Genomic DNA, 19,698 nt, shown 5'->3' on the forward strand with positions numbered 1-19,698 from the left:
AGAGGTAATCCTTTATTGGTATGGGTATACTCCGGGGTATGCACCAGAATAGCGCCATTCCTGCAAGCAGGTCACGTCAGGAGCCCGTCAACTCTATGTTAAAAAGATGTTTATCTCCGCTAACGCTGGTTAACCAGCTGGCGCTTATCGTTCTGCTGTCCACCGCTATCGGTGTGACCGGCATGGCTATTTCTGGCTGGCTGGTACAGGGCGTACAGGGTAATGCGCATGCCATCAACGAGGCAGGCTCGCTACGCATGCAGAGTTACCGGCTGCTGGCGTCGGTTCCGCTGACGCAGGCTGACCAGCCGCTTATCGACGAAATGGAGCGTACCGCATTCAGCCCTGAACTGGAAAGAGCCGCTATTCGTGACGGCCAACAATCTCAGCTTAAGGCGCTTCAGGGCTACTGGCACACCCAGCTGGCGCCCGGGCTAAAGCGGGCGGAAAATCGGGAAACGGTCGCGCAGGATGTCGCCGGGTTTGTGTCACGCATCGACCATCTTGTCAGCTCTTTCGATCGCACGACAGAGTTACGCATTGACCGTGTGGTGATGGTTCACCGCGCGATGGCGTTGTTTATGGGTTTGCTGCTGATTTTCACGGTTATCTGGCTGCGCGCGCGGCTGCTGAACCCCTGGAAACAGCTTCTGGCGATGGCCCGCGCCGTCACTCAACGCGATTTCACCCAACGCACGCACATCAGCGGGCGCAACGAAATGGCGATGCTCGGCGAGGCGCTCAATACCATGTCGGCTGAACTCTCGGAAAGCTACGCGGTACTGGAAAAACGCGTCCAGGAGAAAACCGCCGGGCTTGAGCAGAAAAACGAGATCCTCTCTTTCCTGTGGCAGGCGAACCGTCGCCTGCATATGCAGGTGCCGCTTTGCGAGCGTCTCTCGCCGGTACTGAACGGCCTGCAAAACCTGACCCTGCTCCGCGATCTAGAGCTACGGGTTTACGACGTTGAAGACGAAGAAAACCACCAGGAATTTACCTGTCAGTCGGACATCTCCTGCGACGATAAAGGGTGTCATCTGTGCCCGCGCGGCTTGCCTCCGCTGACCACCAGCGGCACGACCCTCAAGTGGCGGCTGATGGACAGCCATACCCAGTACGGCATTCTGCTGGCAACCCTGCCAGCCGGGCGTCACCTCAGCCACGACCAGCAGCAGCTTGTGGATACCCTGGTTGAGCAGCTCACGGCCACCCTCGCGCTCGATCGCCACCAGGAGAAACAGCAGCAGCTGATTGTTATGGAGGAGCGCGCCACCATCGCCCGCGAGTTGCACGACTCTATCGCCCAGTCCCTCTCCTGCATGAAGATGCAGGTGAGCTGCCTGCAAATGCAGGACGAAGGCATGCCCGAAAGCAACAAACAGCTGCTCAGCCAGATCCGCAACGAGCTTAACACCTCATGGGTTCAGCTTCGCGAGCTGCTGACCACCTTCCGTTTGCAGCTCACCGAGCCGGGGCTGCGCCCGGCGCTGGAATCCAGCTGCCAGGAATTTAGCGCCCGGTTGGGCTTCCCGGTGAAGCTGGATTACCAGCTGCCGCCGCGTTTTGTCCCCTCTCACCAGGCGATCCATGTGCTGCAAATTGCCCGTGAAGCCCTGAGCAACGTGCTCAAGCATGCCGAGGCAACGGCCGTTACGGTCACCGTTAGCTGCCAGGATAATCAGGTGAAGCTCAGGGTTCAGGATAACGGTCGCGGCGTGCCGGAAAATGCCGAACGAACGAACCATTATGGTTTAATTATTATGCGAGACCGCGCGCAAAGCCTGCGCGGTGATTGCCAGGTTCGCCGGGGAGAGTCAGGTGGCACCGAAGTCGTGGTCACCTTTATACCCGAAAAGTCCCTTATAACTGCTCAAGGAGAAAACCATGACTAATCAGGAACCGGCATCGATCCTGTTGATTGACGATCATCCGATGCTGCGCACTGGCGTTAAACAGCTTGTCAGTATGGCGCCGGATATCACCGTCGTCGGTGAAGCCAGCAATGGTGAACAGGGGATTGAACTTGCCGAATCGCTCGATCCTGATTTGATCTTGCTCGATCTCAACATGCCGGGCATGAATGGCCTGGAAACCCTCGACAAGCTGCGGGAGAAATCCCTTTCTGGCCGGGTGGTGGTCTTCAGCGTCTCCAACCACGAGGAAGACGTGGTCACCGCCCTCAAGCGGGGAGCAGACGGCTATCTGCTGAAGGATATGGAGCCGGAAGATCTGCTCAAGGCGCTGCAACAGGCTGCCGCAGGCGAGATGGTGCTGAGCGAAGCGTTAACGCCGGTGCTGGCCGCCAGCCTGCGTGCGAACCGCGCTACGTCCGATCGTGACGTCAGCCAGCTGACCCCGCGCGAGCGCGACATTCTGAAGCTGATTGCCCAGGGTCTGCCTAACAAAATGATCGCCCGCCGTCTGGACATCACTGAAAGTACGGTCAAGGTGCATGTCAAACACATGCTGAAGAAAATGAAGCTAAAATCCCGCGTCGAAGCTGCCGTCTGGGTGCATCAGGAACGCATTTTTTAACTTAGTCGTCCGGCAGCAACTTCCACCGTGGATCGTCGTCAGGCATTGCGACGAGCGGTTGCACCACGGAAAGCGTGATCTCATTGGAGGAGACACGCTGCCCATCCTTATCTTCCACCACGGCCACAAGCCGCCATTCGTTTTTCGCCCCTTCCGCGTCGTTCCAGGCGGGCATAATCACGCTCCAGCCATCGCTACTGTTGCTGTTTGCCGGTGAGGTCAGGCTGAGCGCCTGGGTATCACCCAGCCAGTGGATCTGACGGATACCGTGGGTGCTGCGAATTTGCAGCTTCAGCATGACGGTTTCGCCCGGCTTAAGATCCCACGGCGGCGTAGCCAGGTAGACCGAGAGGGTTTTTCGCTGACGAAACTCCATGACGGGCAGATTATCGCGCTCAGGTGAATCATAGCGGCTTCCCCGCAGCGAGCGCGTCGCCGCCACTTCCCCGGCGGAAAGCTGTTTCGCCAGCGGCACGCCAAAACGATAGTTGAGCTTTAGCCCGAGGTTATTCTGGCTAACCCCGCTCTCCCCCTGCTTATGGGCAGCCGTCAGGGTGACCAGTGGAACGGGGGTATAGTTCAGCCCCAGGTTGACCGCGACCGGGTTGTGATACCCCGTACCGCTGTTAAACAGATCGACGTTATCGCCGAAATACTGTTCAAAGCTGACGCTGGTGTTCAGATGATGAAACCAGGGTAGCCAGGCTTTGGCCGTTACGTCGTACCCGCGCGCCATGCGCTGCTCCCGAATGTCGGAATCCGGCTGCCAGCCGGCAAAGGGCTGGTAGTAATTGGCCGACAGGCGCAGGTTTTCTCCCCACGCCTCTGCGCCTAATCCGGCGCGTTGCAGGTTGTCTTCAAGCAGGTTGTCGTAAAAGGTGTTGTAGCCAAGCAGCCACTTTCCGGCCACCCAGCGCTGACCAATCCCTACGTTGCTCACCAGCCCATCCGTCTGCTGCGTCAGGCCCAGCTGGCTCCAGCTCAGATAACGGTTGTTATCGTTCCAGGGGATAAACCAGCTGCCGCTGCTGCCGTTGAAGTTCCCTTCGTCATCCACCAGCACGTTGACGCTGGCATTCCCCCAGGGCGAAAGCCAGGATTCAATCTGCTCGTTAACTTCCCCACTCACGGCATCCCGCACCTTGCCAAACGCGAACTCTCGCGCCTGCTGCCCGGCGGTCAGGCCGTTATCGGTCATACTGGCTTCACCGAAGGCTTTTGCCATTTCAGCCAGGTGCTTTTCGCCCTCGCTCGTCGGTTGCGCCATACCCAGATCCGGCAGGCTATCGCCGTTGTTATCAAACGGGTTTTGCGCCTGCTGCACGAAGGATTTCGGCGCACCGTGAACGGCTCCAGCCGAAATAAGGGGGAGTAACAGCAAAAAACGGATGCAGGACGATACAGCCTTCAACGTCGTTAATAAGAACCTGTGTTTTTGAACAAACACTTATATGTTAACGCCATAAGCCCTGAAAACCAGCCTTAACAGAAATTTCAGGAATATCCTGAAAAGATTTGTCGGGTGGCGGCTACGCCTTACCCGACCTACAAATTTGTACCGGCCCGTAGGTCGGGTAAGGCGTAGCCGCCACCCGACGCCATTATCCCAACAGCCCTTTCAGCTCCGGCACGCAGGAGCCGCAGTGAGTCCCGCAGCGCAGCTTCACACCGAGCGCTGTCGCAGAATCACAGCCTCCGGCTATCGCCTGGCGTATCGTGTTTTCACCCACGCTGAAGCAGCTACAGATAATTCGACCGGCATCGGCACCTTCACCCGGCCGTTGTCCGTGCAGCAGCGCATGGCGTTCAGCGATTTGTACGGGCGCAGAAGCAAAGGCTTCTTCAATAAACGCATGCGCCAGCGCCGGCAGCGTATGGCCCTCCCAGTAGCCAAGCATCAGCTCGCCGAGATGCCAGGCCAGTACGCTACTGCGTTCCCCCGTCTGAGCCACCTGTAGCTGCCAGCCCCGGGCGCTGGCATACGCCATAATCCACGACAGCAGAGGCCTATCTCCCGCTACCGTCAGACGTGAGGCTTTACGCCACCAGCAGACCGACGGCGGCAACGCCGGCAGTTCGCGGGCATACAGTTCTCCCTGCCAGGCGGGGAGCCAGGGTATGATCCTTACCGCCGTTTGTTTACTCTCAGGCTGGCCGGAACAGGCATCCACCCGTCCCTCCACCAGCGCATTGACCTTCCCCTGCCGGGCAAACTGCGCGTTCCAGTGCATCGGCGCAAACAGCTCGCCCGCACGCTGCCCGGGGGAAATACGTACTCTGGCAACCATCACTCCGCGCGGGGAGCTTATGCGTGCCAGCTGGCCGTCCGCCAGGGTCGCGCGCGCCGCATCGGCTGCGCTTATCTCAACAAAGGGCTCGTCGATATGCTGCATCAGGCGCGGAACATACCCCGTGCGCGTCATGGTGTGCCACTGATCGCGGATGCGCCCGCTGTTCAGTATTAACGGGTACAGTTCGTTAACGCAGGCGCCATGCGTTGAGGGCTCAACCGGAACAATCGTTCTTTGCGGGAAATCACCGGCGCGCCACTGGTACGGCGCCAGATCGTCCCACGCCTCTCGCGTCAACGACGCCAGCTCGTGCAGGTTCAGGGCCCGTTCGCCGTTATTTTCATACGCCGTCAGCGCCGCGTGTTCACAAAAGATCTCCTGAGGATGTTCCCAGGCGAAGGCCTCGCCATAGCCGAGTTGCTCTGCGATCCGGGCGACGATCCACCAGTCCGGTTTGGCCTCACCGGGCGCAGGCAGAAAGGCGCGCTGCCGGGAGATGCGGCGTTCAGAGTTCGTCACCGTGCCGTTTTTCTCGCCCCACCCCAGGGCGGGAAAACGGATATGGGCAAACCGGCTGGTGTCCGTCTCCTGCATCACCTCAGAAACAATAACCAGCGGACAGGCCGCCAGCGCCTGGCACACGGCGTGGCTGTCCGGCAGCGACACGGCGGGGTTGGTGCCCATGATCCACACCGCCTTCACCTCGCCGCGGGCAATGGCGTCAAACAGGTCCACCGCCATCAGGCCCGGGGTCTGCGCCAGCCGCTCGGTGCCCCAGAAGCGGTCCACGCGCGCGAGATCGTCCGGCTCAAAATTCATGTGTGCCGCCAACTGATTCGCCAGCCCGCCCACTTCCCGCCCGCCCATGGCGTTTGGCTGTCCGGTCAGCGAAAACGGGCCGCAGCCCAGACGGTTGAACTTCCCGCTGGCAAGATGCACGTTAATGATGGCGTTACACTTGTCGCTGCCGCTGGAGGACTGGTTGATCCCCATGGTGTAGAGCGTGATCGCGCGGGGCGCGGTGACAAACCAGTCGTAGAAGGTGCCAATCTCGTCTGGCGTCAGGTCGCAAAACGCCGCCACACGAGGGATAGTCCACTCACCGCTCCCCTGAATCAGGTTGAGCAACCCCACAAACAGCCCGGCGTCGCTGCCGGGTTTCAGCGCCAGATGCAGGTCTGCGACATCGCAGGTGGCGGTTTTACGCGGGTCAATCACCACCACTTTCATCTGCGGATTGTTGTGTTTTGCCTGCACCAGACGCTGATACAGCACCGGATGCGTCCAGGCCGCGTTGGACCCGACCAGCACCACCAGATCGCTGTTTTCCACATCTTCGTAGCTGCACGGCACCACGTCTTCACCGAAGGCGCGTTTGTAGCCCGCCACCGCCGATGACATACATAACCGCGAGTTGGTATCAATGTTCGCCGCCCCGATAAATCCTTTCATCAGCTTGTTGGCGGCATAGTAATCCTCGGTCAACAGCTGACCGGAGGCGTAAAACGCCACCGCCTGCGGGCCCCATTCGCTGATGATGTTCCGCAGCCGCTCGCCCGCTTCGCCCAGCGCATCGGGCCAGTCGACCTCCAGGCCGTCGACCATCGGGCGCAGCAGGCGTCCCTGCAACCCCGTCGTTTCTCCGAGGGCGGATCCCTTCACGCACAGCCGCCCAAAATTCGCAGGATGGGTTTCATCTCCCCGGATGCTTACCTTTTCGCCGTCTACGCTGGCGACCACCCCGCAGCCCACGCCGCAGTAAGGGCACGTTGTCCGGGTTTCCGTCATGAGGCCTCCGCGCGCATCACCAGCTCTTCATTGCCAACCCACACCTTGCCGTTTTCAATTTTTACCGGCCAGGCGCGCACCGCGGGTTCGCCGCTCTCCACCTGGCAGCCGTCGCGCAGGCGAATGCGCTGCTTGTAGAGCGGAGAGACAACGACCGGTTCGCCCGCCGCATCGCCGAGGATGCCGCGCGAAAGCACGTTCGCGCGGCTGCCCGGTTCCCGATCGTCGAGGGCATAAACGGTTTGACCAAAGCGGAACAGCGCAATCGGCTTGCGCCCAAGATGCGCGCCGATGCCCGCCTGCTCCGGGATATCGTCAATGCCGCAAATTTCCTGCCAGCGCTTGCTTTCCTCCACGACAGGGTGGTTCACCGCGGTGCGGAACAGCGCCAGGCGGTCAGGATCGTTAAGGGTGGTTTGCCATTCACACTGGTACGTCTCAACCACCCGGGCCATCTCCTGCTCCAGCTCGTGGGCGATCCCGAGGCTGTCGTTCAGGATCACCTCACGCAGATAGTCGAGCCCGCCTTCCAGGTTGTCCATCCAGGTACTGGTGCGTTGCAGGCGATCTGCCGTGCGGATATAGAACATCAGGAAGCGGTCGACGGTGCGGATCAGCGTTTCGTCGTCCAGATCGCTGGCGAAAAGATCCGCGTGGCGCGGCTTCATCCCGCCGTTGCCGCACAGGTAGAGGTTCCAGCCTTTATCCGTGGCAATCACCCCCACGTCCTTGCTCTGCGCCTCTGCGCACTCGCGGGTACAGCCGGAAACCGCCATTTTAATTTTGTGCGGCGCGCGCAGCCCCTTGTAGCGGTGCTCCAGCCTGACCGCGAGGCCGGTAGAGTCCTGAACGCCGTAGCGGCACCAGGTCGACCCGACGCAGGATTTCACCGTGCGCAGGGATTTTCCATAGGCGTGCCCGGTTTCAAACCCTGCCTCAACCAGCGCCTGCCAGATCTCCGGCAACTGTTCGAGCGTGGCACCAAACAGGTCAATACGCTGCCCGCCGGTGATTTTGCTGTAAAGGCTATAGCGTTTCGCTATCTGGCCGATGGCGATCAGCCCGTCGGCGGTCACTTCACCCGCAGGCATGCGCGGCACGATGGAGTACGTTCCGTCCTTCTGGATATTGGCGAAGTATCGGTCGTTGGTATCCTGCAACGGCAGGTGCGCCGGTTTGAGCAGATACTCGTTCCAGCAGGAGGCCAGCACGGACCCCACCAGCGGCTTACAGATCTCGCACCCGTGCCCCTGACCGTAGCGGCTGATAAGCTGGTCGAAGGTTCGGATATGGTTGACGCGCACGAGGTGGTAAATCTCCTGGCGCGAGTACGGGAAGTGTTCGCAGATGTCCTTTTTCACCTCCACGCCCTGCTCCGCAAGCTGGAACTCCATCACCTGCTTCACCAGCGCGCTACAGCCACCGCAGCCGGTCGCCGCTCTGGTGCACTGCTTAATGGCGCCGAGATCCGTTGCCCCCGCGCCCACCGCCTGACAAATATCGCCTTTGCTGACGTTATGACACGAACAGATCTGCGCGCTTTCCGGCAACGCCGCCACGCCCAGCGCTTTCGGCGCGCTGCCTGACGAAGCCGGTAAGATCAGCGTTTCCGGCGCTTTTGGCAGACTGATGCCGTTGAGCATCATCTGCACCAGCGTGGCGTATTCGCTGGCATCGCCCACCAGCACGCCGCCTAGCAGAGTTTTGCTGTCGTGGCTGACCACGATTTTTTTGTAGATTTGCTGTGGCCCATGCGTCCACTGGTAGCTTAGCGCCCCCGGCGTGCGCCCGTGGGCATCCCCAAACGACGCCACGTCCACGCCGAGCAGCTTGAGCTTGGTGCTCATATCCGCACCGGTGAAGCGTTTCTCCTCACCCGCCAGCACGGCGGCGGCCACGCGCGCCATCTGGTAGCCCGGGGCCACCAGACCAAAGATTTTCTCCTCCCACAGCGCGCATTCACCGATGGCAAACACGTTCGGATCGGAGGTCCGGCAGGCGTCGTCAATGCAAATCCCGCCGCGCTCACCGATAGCCAGCCCGCCGCTGCGCGCCAGCGCGTCCTGCGGACGAATGCCGGCAGAGAAGACCACCATGTCCGTTTCGAGATGTTCACCGTCGGCAAAGCGCAGCACCAGCCCGTCGGGCGTCGAAGCAATTTCCGTGGTGGCTTTACTGGTGTGAACGCCCACGCCCAGCGCCTCGATTTTCCTGCGCAGCATCGCCGCGCCGTCATTGTCGAGCTGCACCGCCATCAGATTCGGCGCGAACTCCACCACGTGGGTTTCCAGCCCGAGCTGTTTGAGGGCATTCGCGGCCTCCAGCCCGAGCAGGCCGCCGCCAATCACCACGCCGCGGCGCGAGCCCGCCGCGTGGGCCGCGATATTGTCCAGGTCGTCAAGGGTACGGTAGACAAAGCAGCCCGGCAGATCGTTGCCCGGTACCGGCGGCACGAAGGGGTACGAGCCTGTGGCCAGCACCAGCTTGTCCCAGTGGATCTCATGGCCGCTGACGGTACGCAGCACGTGCGCTTCACGATCGACAGCGACGATCTGCTGCGACAGGCGCAGCTCAATGCCGTTGTCGGCAAAGAAATCTCCCTCCACCAGCGAGAGCGAGTCCGCGCTGCGTCCACCAAAATACTCCGACAGATGCACGCGGTCGTAGGCGGCATAGCGCTCTTCGCCAAAGACAACGATCTGATACTGCTGATGCAGATTGCGGTTAACGCAGTCTTCGAGGAAATGATGGCCGACCATACCGTGCCCAACCACCACCAGAGTAGGTTTTGTCATAGCGTTCTGTCCTGCAACCTGCGGTTGCGTTGTGAAACGATCGAACAGCCAGTCCGCGTGTGCGGGCGCAGCCGTTGCCAGTAAATCGGTAAATGTCGCCGCGCTGCGGCAGTCGCCCATCAGCAGCACGCCAGCCAGCGCCCCGCGATGGATCAGTAAACGACGATAGTGGCGGGTCAGCGGATCCCATGAGCTCCAGACCACATCGTCCGCGCGCGCCGTGGCGCGACCGAGGCTAAACAGCTCCACGCCGGTCACCTTAAGACGCACGCCGTTGTCAGTCAGGGTAAAGGGCGCGGTTACGTCACCGGCGAGGCGCGCGGCGAGGATGTCCGCCTGCGCCAGACAGGGGGCGACCAGGCCAAACGTCTGGCCGTCAATTTCGCAGCACTCGCCAATGGCGTAGATATTCGGCACGGAGGTTTGCATCTGCTGATCCACCACAATGCCGCGCACGCAGCGGATGCCGCTGGCCCGCGCCAGCGCGACGTTGGGCTGCACGCCGGTCGCCAGCACCACGCGCGCGGCGTCGACACGGCGTCCGCTGAGCAGCGTCACGCTATTCGCGTTGATCGCCGCGATGCCGGAGGCGAGTTCACAGCGCACGCCCCGCTCCGCCAGCGCCTCTTCCAGCAGCACGCTCGCCTGCTGGTCAAGCTGCTGCTCCATCAGCCACGGGCCGCGATGCACGAGCGTGACGTTGTCACCTGAAAGGGCCAGCGCGGCCGCCGCCTCCACGCCGAGCACCCCGCCGCCCAACACGACTGCCGGTCCGGAGATGTTCTGAATGGCGCAGGTCTCTGCCAGGGTGCGAAAGGTAAACACGTGCGGTGCGTCGCCGCCGGGGATCGGCGGCACAACAGGTGTCGACCCGGTGGCAAACACCAGCGCATCCCAGCTCAGCGTGCGGGCGGTGGTACGCACTTCATGCGCGTTCAGGTCAACGCCGAGCGCCGTTTCTCCTCGCAGCACCGTCACGCCTCGTGCCGTATACCAGCCTTCATCGTGCAGACAGAGGTGCTCCGCCTGCTTTTCTCCGCCGAGAACCGGTGAGAGCTGGATGCGGTTATAGGCGTGCTGCGGCTCGTCACCGATTACCGTAATCGCAACGCGACCGGGAGCACGCTCGGTCAGCGAAGCAATCAGCCGGGTTGCCGCCATACCATTACCGATAATGACCAGTCGCATCGTGCCTCCTCGTTATGCCGCTTTCGGCTGTTTTTCGTAGAGGAAATGGAGAATTTGCTGACGCATGTGGTGATAGCGGCCGTCGTCCGCCAGCTGCACCCGGTTACGTGGGCGCGGCAGATCGACGCGCAGGATCTCGCCCACGGTGGCCGCCGGGCCGTTGGTCATCATCAGCACCCGGTCAGAAAGCAGTACCGCCTCGTCCACGTCGTGGGTGATGAGCACAATGGTGGTGTTCAGCGCCTGCTGGATCTGCATTACCGAGTCCTGCAAATGGGCTCGCGTCAGGGCATCCAGCGCGCCAAACGGCTCATCCATCAGCAGCACTTTGGGTTTCATCGCCAGCGCCCGGGCAATCCCCACGCGCTGCTTCATGCCGCCGGAGATCTCTCCGGGGCGCTTATGCAGCGCATGGCCCATCTGCACGCGGTCGAGGTTGTGCTCAATCCACTCTTTGCGCTCGCCCTTACTCATGGTGTGACGGAACACCTGATCCACCGCCAGCGCCACGTTGTCGAAGCAGGTTAACCACGGCAGCAGCGAATGGTTCTGGAACACCACCGCGCGCTCGGGCCCCGGCCCGGCGATTTCGCGGTTGTCGCAAATCAGTCCGCCTTCCGTAGGCAGCGCGATCCCGGCGATCAGGTTTAACAGCGTCGACTTGCCGCAGCCGGAGTGACCAATCAGGCTGACGGTTTCGCCCTCGTGGATATCGAAAGAGACGTTTTGCAGCGCCAGAAACTCGCCGCTGGCAGTGGAAAAACGCTGGCTCACGGCCTGGACCTGAATTAACGGTTTCATCTTTGCTCCTTATTTTTCCTGCCAGCTAAAGCGACGGGCGATCAGCATCAGCCCTTGCTCCAGCAGCAACCCGACCACGCCAATGATGACGATGGCGATGAGAATGTTTTCAACGTTGAGGTTGTTCCACTCATTCCAGATCCAGAAGCCAATGCCCAGGCCCCCGGTGAGCATCTCGGCGGCGACAATCACCAGCCAGGCAATGCCGATGGAGAGGCGTACCCCGGTCAGCACCGCAGGCAGCACGGCAGGAAAAAGAATGCGGCGCAGGATGGTCCACTCGGAGAGTTGCAGCACGCGGGCCACGTTCAGGTAGTCCTGCGGAATGCGGCGCACCCCTTCGGCGGTGTTTATGACCATTGGCCAGATGGAGCAGATAAAAATGGTCCAGCTCGATGCCGGCTCCGCCTTCTGGAACAGCAGCAGGCCGATGGGCAGCCAGGCCAGCGGGCTGACCGGGCGCAGGAGCGCGATCAGCGGGTTAAACATGCGTGAGAAAAAGGTGAAGCGGCCAATCAAAAAGCCCAGCGGAATGCCCGCCAGCGCCGCCAGGCCAAAACCGATGGCGACGCGCTGCAACGACGCAAGCACGTTCCAGCCGATGCCCATATCGTTTGGCCCGTCACGATAAAACGGATCGGCGAACAGGGTTATGGCCGAATCAAGCGTGCTGAGCGGCGTCGGAAAGCCTTTACTGCTTATCGCTGCCAGCTGCCAGAGCATCACCAGCAGCCCGAGACCGAGCAGCGCCGGGATGACGCGCTGTAAAAAATCGTTCATCCGGCGCGCAAAGGCGGGCGTGCGGCGGCGAACCTGTAACGGAGGCAGGACAATCACTTCCCCGCTCTCTGACGTCTCTTGTGGTTTCCTGTTTTGCAGATGCGGCATACTCAGGCCCCTTTACGGTGAATGGCGAAGCGGTTGGCGTATCCTTCCGGATCGGTGCCGTTCCAGACGGTGCCGTCCATCAGGGTGCTGCTGCGATACGGTGATGACGGTGTGGACATGCCGCCCACGGCGGTAGCGGCATCCTGCCAGACCGCGGTCTGGTTAATGCGCTGTGCGATACCCGCATAGTCCGGCGCGGCGTTAAGCAAGCCCCAGCGGCGGAACTGGGTTAAGAACCACATCCCGTCGGAGAGGTACGGGTAGCTCACGGCCCCTTCGTTGAAGAAGCGGATCGGGTGCGCATCCTGCCAGCGCTGGCCCAGGCCGTTGTCGTACTCGCCGAGCATGCGTCCGGTGAGGTACTGTTCCTTGCAGTTCAGCCAGGCGCGGCGAGAGAGGATCTGCGCGGTTTCACGTTTGTTTTCCGCCGACGCGTCGATCCAGCGCGCGGCTTCCATTACGGCGCTCACCAGCGCCCGCGCGGTGTGCGGATTTTTCGCCACCCAGTCGCGGCGGGTGCCGAGGATTTTTTCCGGGTGATCGGCCCAGATGGACTGCGACGTGGCGGCGGTAAAGCCGATGCGGTCGTTAATCGCCCGCGCGTTCCACGGCTCGCCGACGCAAAACCCGACCATGTTGCCGATGCGCATGTTCATTACCATCTGCGGTGGCGGCACCACCACGGTGCGGACGTCGTCAAAGGGATTGATGCCCGCGCTGGCCAGCCAGTAGTAGAGCCACATGGCGTGGGTCCCCGTCGGGAAGGTATGCGCGAAGGTGTAGGTTCCCGGCGCCTGCTGGCCGATCAGCTTTTTCAGCTCGTCGAGGTCACGAACGCCCTTCTCCGCCAGATCGCCTGAAAGCGTGATGGCCTGGCCGTTCTGATTGAGGGTCATCAGGTTCGCCATCTGCTGTGGCTTGCCCGCGATCCCCAGCTCCAGCCCGTACAGCAGACCGTAAAGAATGTGCGCGGCGTCCAGTTCGCCCGCCACCAGCTTGTCGCGCACCGCCGCCCAGCTCGCCTCTTTGGTCGGCACAATGGTAATGCCATGCTTTTTATCGAACCCCTTCAGGGCCGCGATAACCACTGGCGCGCAGTCGGTCAGGGGAATAAACCCGATACGCACGGTATCCTGCTCTGGCTTATCTGACCCCGCCGCCCTCGCGGCCTGCATGACACCCGGCAACAGCATCGCGCCACTCGCCAGTAGGCTGGCCTGCAATAGCCGCCGTCTCGACAAATCCGCCATAATCGCTCCTGAAAAAAAGCAAAAAAAAAGCGCCCGACGGTGCTGAAGCACCGCTGGACGCCTTTATCCCGAAGACGCCTGCACCGCCGTTGGCGCATCGTCAGAAATGGTTAATCTGTTAATGCAAAGGTAATGCCAGCTTTTAATCCCTTGTTTTTCAGGCCTTACTTCGCCTGAATGTGATTTGACGCACTCTAAACAGGCAGAAAATGCCCACCGATCGTGCAACTACTCCTTAGGGATGACTGGCCAGAGGTTCTTGACGGTGAGCAGCGCACGGGCGATATCCACCATGCGCTGGTTTTTATCCATCGCCATTTTTCGCAGGGCAGTCCACGCCTGCTCTTCGCTCATATTCTGGTGGGCAATCAGTACGCTTTTGGCTTTGTCGATGGTCTTCCGCTCTTCCAGCGTATCGCGCAGCGAGGCAAGCTGGCGGGAAAGCTGTTCTATCTCGCGCGCCTGCTGGCGCACCAGCGTAAGCAGAGGTTTATCCGGGTAAGGCGCGAGAGGTTCATCGGGATCGCTTAACAGGCCGCGGCCGTCCTCGCTGCGAAGACGTTCCTCCACCGTCAGCATGAGATCGGCGATCATCCCCTCCTCGAGCGTGCGCAGATGCTCAAGGCGGCTTGTCTGTAAGGTAAACCACGTCAGCGCGACGTTACCACCGTTAGCACCGGGCTGGCGGGTACAGGCCACGCGTCTCAGCTGCTCGGTTTCCAGGCCCGGCAGGCAGTTCTGGGCAAACGCCTCCTGCACCCCGGCGCGGCTGTGAGAAAGAAAGATATCGAAGCAGGCCTGCTGCCCGTCGATCCGGTCCACCAGCCTCTGGCGGGTTTCATCATCAAAAAACCCCAGGGTAAAACCAATTGCCCCCAGCGCGCGCTCCTGCCCCACCAGCTCTTTGCCCTGCATCAGGCTAAAAAGCGCGACGAAACGGCCCGCAATGTGCGGATCGTCAATGCTGTCATTGAGCTGCGGGACGATACTGAGCAGATGGCGAAGCATCCGGCTGTAGTGCTCCATCGCCTGAGGAGCGGTAATACTTTGCTGCGTCACGCCCTCGCGAAGGGCCGGCAGCGTCTCCAGACATTGCAGCGCAACGGCGATGCGTTCACAGACGGCACTTCCCGGCATCGACGCCTGGCCATTCAGCAGGGTAAGCAATACCGCCAGGTTTTCATCCACCAGCCCCCGGCTGGCTTTGCATTCCGGGGCATACAGTTTGCCCTGCGAGCAAAGCCAGACGTTTGACGCGCCGCGCTCACACTGTAGCATATGCACCAGCTGGCTAATGCTGTTCACCAGCTCTCCCAGCTGCGCAAGTCTGCTGAGCTGTTCCCTGCGCTGATATGTTGCGCGCTGGAACCATTCGGTTGCGCCGGGCAAACGGCCAGTGATTGTCGTCATCTTCTCTCTCCCGGATCGGTCATCTCCGCTGAGACAAGCAATATTCGTGCCTTTAAAAGAACAGGAGTCAACATGCAAAAAATCGTTATCGTCGCCAACGGGGCGGCCTACGGCAGCGAATCCCTCTTCAACAGCTTGCGTCTGGCGATCGCCCTGCGCGAAAAAGAGAGCGAAACCGATTTGCGGCTGTTTTTGATGTCGGATGCGGTCACTGCGGGGCTGAAAGGACAGAAACCGGCTGAAGGCTACAACATTCAGCAGATGCTGGAGATCCTCACGGCGCAAGATGTGCCAGTCAAACTGTGTAAAACCTGCACGGACGGGCGCGGCATTACCGGGCTACCGCTGATTGATGGGGTTGAGATCGGCACGCTGCCTGAGCTTGCCGAGTGGACGCTGGCTGCGGACAAGGTGTTAACTTTTTAAGGCGAGCAGTGGACGCCCGTTCAGCCGGGCGTCGTGTTCAGGCAAAACCGGGGCGCAGCGTGTTGCTGAGCGGGTTGCCCTCCAATAGAGTTTTCACCTTCACCACCAGCTCGCTCAGACAGTCGTCCTGCATACCGAGACGCTTCAGCTCCTGATCGAGCGAAAAAAGATACTGGGCGTTCGTGCCCAGCGGTCCGCTGGCGGCGGCAATCAGCGGGGCAATCACCTGGGTTCGGGTGTCGGCTTCATAGAGTGGATGGCGCGGATCCATAATAAACACCAGTGCGTTTACGGTACGGCCATCGTCCAGTTCCAGCCTGCACCAGCTGGGCATATAGCAGCCGGTAATCATCTCGCGCTTCCACAGCAGCGTCAGCTCGTCTTCCAGGGTAGCATCCGGCAGGCGGTATGCCACGCCCGTGGTGCGCCCGCCCTCTTTTAGTGCAAGCATGCGGCCAGGCTGACAGGCGCTGCCGCGTCCGGCCGTCAGGCGCAAACAGAACGCACGATGCCAGCCCGGCAGCGTGCCGGTTGCCGATTCGACATACTCCAGCGCCGGGTTCCACATCAGCGAGCCATAGCCAAAAATCCAGACCGGGCCATCATCCGGGCGGCAGGCCAGCGTTGCCGCAAGCGACGCCGCACGTTGTTCAGCCGACCACAGAAGCGATTCCTCAATAGCACCAAATGCCGTTTTACAATCTGCCTTCATCAAGAAATCACGCGTTAACACATTACACCTCCGCCACTGCATGCTTCCTTGCGACATCTGTAGTTCGCCTTCCCGGCATTCTGCGCTGTTCATTTTAACAGCAGCCGAGCAACGATAAGCAATTCGCGGGCCAGATGCAATACAACGGCAGGTCAACCGCCTGAAAAGTCAAAACGAAGGCAGCGTATTAGCTGGCGGCTATTTCTTTTTATGCCACTTATCATCGTCCCCCTTTTCATAGTCATTTTTTACGGCGGCCCAGGCTACCTTATGCGCCGTCTCTTCACGGCTGGCATCATCCCGGCGGTCTTCTTTATCTTTGTACTGATCCCAGGCGCTGTTAAAGGCTTCTTTGTAGATATCCTGCGCGTGGGCAGGCAATACGTGTTGCACGTTATCCGGTAATTCGCTTTTCGATTTGTATGGCATCGTTAACCTCTCTTTTTGGCTAAAAGATAAGTGTGGACGAGGATACGCCAGGGTGCCAGCCGACAGGAAGAAATGAACGACTTAAAATCACAACGTGTTGTTATTAAATTATTATTTTATGAAGATGAGGTATTATAACCCTCAAGCATAGAAAACATTACAAAGGGTAAAATTAAGTAAAAAACAAAGGGTATTTAACAGATTTCTGTTAGTTTAATGTCCTCAAAATCTATCTATAATTACAAGCACCTGCATTGACGGAGAAGCACATGACAGCAACACACGAGGCGGTAAAGACCCGCCACAAGGAGACGTCTCTCATTTTCCCGGTTCTGGCACTGGCTGTGCTGCTCTTCTGGGGAAGCAGTCAGTCACTGCCAGTGGTGGTCGGGATCAATATTCTGGCGCTGGTAGGTATTTTAACCAGCGCATTTAGCGTCGTCCGCCATGCGGATGTCTTAGCACACCGTCTGGGAGAGCCGTACGGCTCATTAATATTAAGTCTTTCGGTTGTTATTCTTGAAGTCAGCTTAATTTCCGCATTGATGGCGACCGGCGACGCCGCGCCAACGTTAATGCGTGATACGCTCTATTCCATCATCATGATTGTCACCGGCGGCCTGGTCGGTTTCTCGCTTTTACTCGGTGGCCGTAAATTTGCCACCCAGTACATGAACCTTTTTGGCATTAAACAGTATCTGATTGCCCTTTTCCCGCTGGCGATTATCGTACTGGTATTCCCGATGGCGCTGCCGGGTGCAAACTTTTCCACCGGCCAGGCGCTGCTGGTCGCGTTGATTTCCGCGGCGATGTACGGCGTATTCCTGCTCATTCAGACCAAAACGCACCAGAGCCTGTTTGTTTACGAACATGAAGATGACAGCGACGACGATGACCCGCACCACGGCAAGCCGTCGGCCCACAGCAGCGGGTGGCACACGGTTTGGCTGATCGTGCATCTGATTGCGGTTATCGCGGTCACCAAGATGAACGCCAACCCGCTGGAAACGCTATTAACCGAACTGAACGCGCCGGTCGCCTTTACCGGTTTCCTGGTGGCACTGCTGATCCTGTCGCCAGAAGGCCTTGGAGCGCTGAAAGCGGTGCTGAACAATCAGGTGCAGCGTGCGATGAACCTGTTCTTCGGCTCCGTACTGGCGACCATCTCCCTTACCGTCCCGGTGGTAACGTTGATTGCCTTTATGACGGGGAATGAATTGCAGTTTGCGCTGGGGGCGCCAGAGATGATTGTGATGGTGGCGTCGCTACTGCTGTGCCAGATCTCCTTCTCTACCGGTCGCACCAATGTGCTTAACGGCGCGGCACATATGGCGCTGTTTATTGCGTATCTGATGACGATATTTGCGTAGTGTTTTTGCCCAGCGGCGCTTCGCTTGCAGGGCCTACGGTTTTGTAGGCCGGGTAAGCGCAGCGCCACCCGGCAATATGCCCCATAAAAAAACCCGCCGAAGCGGGTTTTTTTATTAGTTGCTGGTATCCAGCTCGTCGAAGCTCTTCACCAGATCGTCAATCGCCTTGATCTGCTTCAGGAACGGCTCCAGCTTATCCAGCGGCAGCGCGGATGGACCGTCGCATTTCGCGTTAGCCGGATCCGGGTGCGCTTCAATGAACAGGCCCGCCAGGCCGGTTGCCATCCCGGCGCGTGCCAGTTCGGTCACCTGCGCACGACGGCCGCCGGACGCTGCACCAAACGGGTCGCGGCATTGCAGAGAGTGGGTTACGTCGAAAATCACCGGAGACTGGTTAGAGACGTTCTTCATCACGCTGAAGCCCAGCATATCCACAACCAGGTTGTCGTAACCGAAGTTTGAACCACGGTCGCACAGGATCACCTGGTCGTTACCGCCTTCGATAAACTTGTCGACGATGTTACCCATCTGGCCTGGGCTCACAAACTGCGGTTTCTTCACGTTAATCACGGCACCGGTTTTCGCCATCGCTTCAACCAGGTCAGTCTGGCGAGCCAGGAACGCCGGAAGCTGGATCACGTCTACTACGTCCGCCACGGGCTGCGCCTGAGAGGCTTCGTGCACGTCGGTGATCACTTTCACGCCAAACGTCTGTTTCAGCTCCTGGAAAATCTTCATCCCCTCTTCCAGGCCCGGGCCACGGTAGGAGTGAATGGAGGAGCGGTTGGCTTTGTCAAAAGAGGCTTTAAACACGTACGGGATGCCCAGCTTTTGGGTCACGGTCACGTAGTGTTCGCAGATGCGCATAGCGAGATCGCGGGATTCCAGCACGTTCATACCGCCAAACAGCACGAACGGCAGGTCGTTTGCCACGTTGATATCACCAATGCTAACCACTTTTTGTTTCATAGGATCGCCTTATTCAGGTGTGAATCGGAATTAAGATTAATGCAGTGTAATGTGTTTATGCGCGATCGCGTTGATCTGCGCGCGAATCATTTCGCTGATCGGATCTTCCGGACATTGCTCGACGAAATAATTCAAATCATTCAGCGCCACGTGCTCACAGTCGAGCTGCGCATAAATCAGGCCGCGATCGCGGATTTCGTAGGGATCTTCCGGATTGAACTGCAACAGCACTTCGCTTGCGCGCAGGGCCAGCTCCATCTGACGCTCTTCCATCAGCGCAGACTTCAGCGTATCCAGCAGCTTGCGGATCACCTCAGCGTTGTCGGCTTCATCGAGATCTTCATTGAACAGCTCAGCTATAGGGCTAATATTGCCCTTCAGCCAGACGTCCAGCGTATGTTCATCCAGCGTGTCGCCGTTAAACGGATTGATCAACCACATCTCCCCGTCCAGCCACTCCGCCCGCAAAATCATCTGCGTCGGGAAAATGACCGGCACCAGCGGAATATCCAGCCGGTGCGCAACCCACAGTAAAATGGCGCCCAACGCGACGGCGCTGCCCTGACGATTTTTCAACACCTGGTCCAGCCACAGTGCGTCAGACAGGCGGTATACGCCTCGCGTGTCGCAGAAACCCCATTCGCCGTAGAAAAGCTCTATCAGCTTCTCTAATTGCCAGTCTTGCGGACGTGCCTGATTGATCTCTTCGCGCGCCAGGCTGACCAGATTTTCCAGTTCAGCGTAAACGTACTGCGACGTGAAATCGTCGCGGATCATCTCTGAAATCAGGATCATGCCATCGCAGAGCGGCACTTTGTTAAATTCGAAATCGGCTAAGGACCTCAT

General features: G+C 59.5%; 15 protein-coding genes. 4 read left to right on the top strand and 11 right to left on the bottom strand.

Annotated elements, in window-relative coordinates; all coding sequences use genetic code 11:
• The first annotated feature begins 95 nt into the window (after positions 1 to 95).
• Together narX and narL are read left to right on the top strand one after the other, a co-directional pair.
• Complete coding sequence (gene narX / locus DBR02_RS22380) at positions 96 to 1,892, top strand: nitrate/nitrite two-component system sensor histidine kinase NarX (RefSeq protein ID WP_107535489.1); 1,797 nt, start codon at positions 96 to 98, stop codon at positions 1,890 to 1,892.
• Positions 1,885 to 2,535: a two-component system response regulator NarL gene (gene narL, locus DBR02_RS22385; RefSeq protein ID WP_003856701.1), complete on the top strand. Its 651-nt coding sequence runs from the start codon at positions 1,885 to 1,887 to the stop codon at positions 2,533 to 2,535. The genes narX and narL overlap by 8 nt, the downstream gene beginning before the upstream one ends.
• A 1-nt stretch (position 2,536) precedes the next feature.
• On the opposite strand, the gene DBR02_RS22390 is transcribed toward narL, so the two are convergent.
• The 7 genes from DBR02_RS22390 to nasR all read right to left on the bottom strand — a co-directional run bounded on the left by DBR02_RS22390 (position 2,537) and on the right by nasR (position 14,946).
• Entirely contained in the window at positions 2,537 to 3,982 is a 1,446-nt protein-coding gene (locus DBR02_RS22390; RefSeq protein WP_107535490.1) for a YchO/YchP family invasin, read from the bottom strand.
• Between the two features lie 154 nt (positions 3,983 to 4,136).
• On the bottom strand, positions 4,137 to 6,614 hold the full coding sequence (locus tag DBR02_RS22395) for a nitrate reductase (RefSeq protein ID WP_107535491.1): 2,478 nt from the start codon (positions 6,612 to 6,614) through the stop codon (positions 4,137 to 4,139).
• Positions 6,611 to 10,597: a nitrite reductase large subunit NirB gene (gene nirB, locus DBR02_RS22400; protein ID WP_107535492.1), complete on the bottom strand. Its 3,987-nt coding sequence runs from the start codon at positions 10,595 to 10,597 to the stop codon at positions 6,611 to 6,613. The genes DBR02_RS22395 and nirB overlap by 4 nt, the downstream gene beginning before the upstream one ends.
• 12 nt (positions 10,598 to 10,609) lie before the next feature.
• The gene (locus DBR02_RS22405) at positions 10,610 to 11,398 is read right to left on the bottom strand and encodes an ABC transporter ATP-binding protein (RefSeq protein WP_107535493.1); all 789 of its coding nucleotides are present in this window, start codon (positions 11,396 to 11,398) and stop codon (positions 10,610 to 10,612) included.
• A gap of 9 nt (positions 11,399 to 11,407) precedes the next feature.
• On the bottom strand, positions 11,408 to 12,286 hold the full coding sequence (ntrB, locus tag DBR02_RS22410; protein WP_107535494.1) for a nitrate ABC transporter permease: 879 nt from the start codon (positions 12,284 to 12,286) through the stop codon (positions 11,408 to 11,410).
• 2 nt (positions 12,287 to 12,288) lie between these two features.
• On the bottom strand, positions 12,289 to 13,536 hold the full coding sequence (locus tag DBR02_RS22415; protein ID WP_107535495.1) for a CmpA/NrtA family ABC transporter substrate-binding protein: 1,248 nt from the start codon (positions 13,534 to 13,536) through the stop codon (positions 12,289 to 12,291).
• A 228-nt stretch (positions 13,537 to 13,764) separates the two neighbouring features.
• Positions 13,765 to 14,946, bottom strand: a complete 1,182-nt coding sequence (nasR, locus tag DBR02_RS22425; protein ID WP_107535496.1) for a nitrate regulatory protein NasR — start codon at positions 14,944 to 14,946, stop codon at positions 13,765 to 13,767.
• A 72-nt stretch (positions 14,947 to 15,018) separates the two neighbouring features.
• Between nasR and DBR02_RS22430 the strand changes: the two genes are divergently transcribed.
• Complete coding sequence (locus tag DBR02_RS22430; protein WP_063452228.1) at positions 15,019 to 15,372, top strand: DsrE/DsrF/TusD sulfur relay family protein; 354 nt, start codon at positions 15,019 to 15,021, stop codon at positions 15,370 to 15,372.
• Positions 15,373 to 15,409: 37 nt separating this feature from the next.
• Here the strand turns inward: DBR02_RS22430 and DBR02_RS22435 are convergent, their stop codons facing one another.
• Complete coding sequence (locus DBR02_RS22435; protein WP_063452227.1) at positions 15,410 to 16,105, bottom strand: gamma-glutamylcyclotransferase; 696 nt, start codon at positions 16,103 to 16,105, stop codon at positions 15,410 to 15,412.
• A gap of 177 nt (positions 16,106 to 16,282) precedes the next feature.
• Positions 16,283 to 16,513, bottom strand: a complete 231-nt coding sequence (gene chaB, locus DBR02_RS22440; RefSeq protein ID WP_063865900.1) for a putative cation transport regulator ChaB — start codon at positions 16,511 to 16,513, stop codon at positions 16,283 to 16,285.
• Between the two features lie 269 nt (positions 16,514 to 16,782).
• Between chaB and chaA the strand changes: the two genes are divergently transcribed.
• A complete protein-coding gene (gene chaA / locus DBR02_RS22445) occupies positions 16,783 to 17,883 on the top strand; it encodes a sodium-potassium/proton antiporter ChaA (protein WP_107535497.1) in 1,101 nt (366 codons plus the stop codon).
• A gap of 114 nt (positions 17,884 to 17,997) precedes the next feature.
• Here the strand turns inward: chaA and kdsA are convergent, their stop codons facing one another.
• On the bottom strand, positions 17,998 to 18,852 hold the full coding sequence (gene kdsA, locus DBR02_RS22450; protein WP_003856671.1) for a 3-deoxy-8-phosphooctulonate synthase: 855 nt from the start codon (positions 18,850 to 18,852) through the stop codon (positions 17,998 to 18,000).
• Positions 18,853 to 18,888: 36 nt separating this feature from the next.
• Positions 18,889 to 19,698, bottom strand: a complete 810-nt coding sequence (sirB1, locus tag DBR02_RS22455) for an invasion regulator SirB1 (protein WP_022648376.1) — start codon at positions 19,696 to 19,698, stop codon at positions 18,889 to 18,891.

Source organism: Enterobacter cloacae complex sp. (assembly GCF_900322725.1).
GTDB lineage: Bacteria > Pseudomonadota > Gammaproteobacteria > Enterobacterales > Enterobacteriaceae > Enterobacter > Enterobacter quasihormaechei.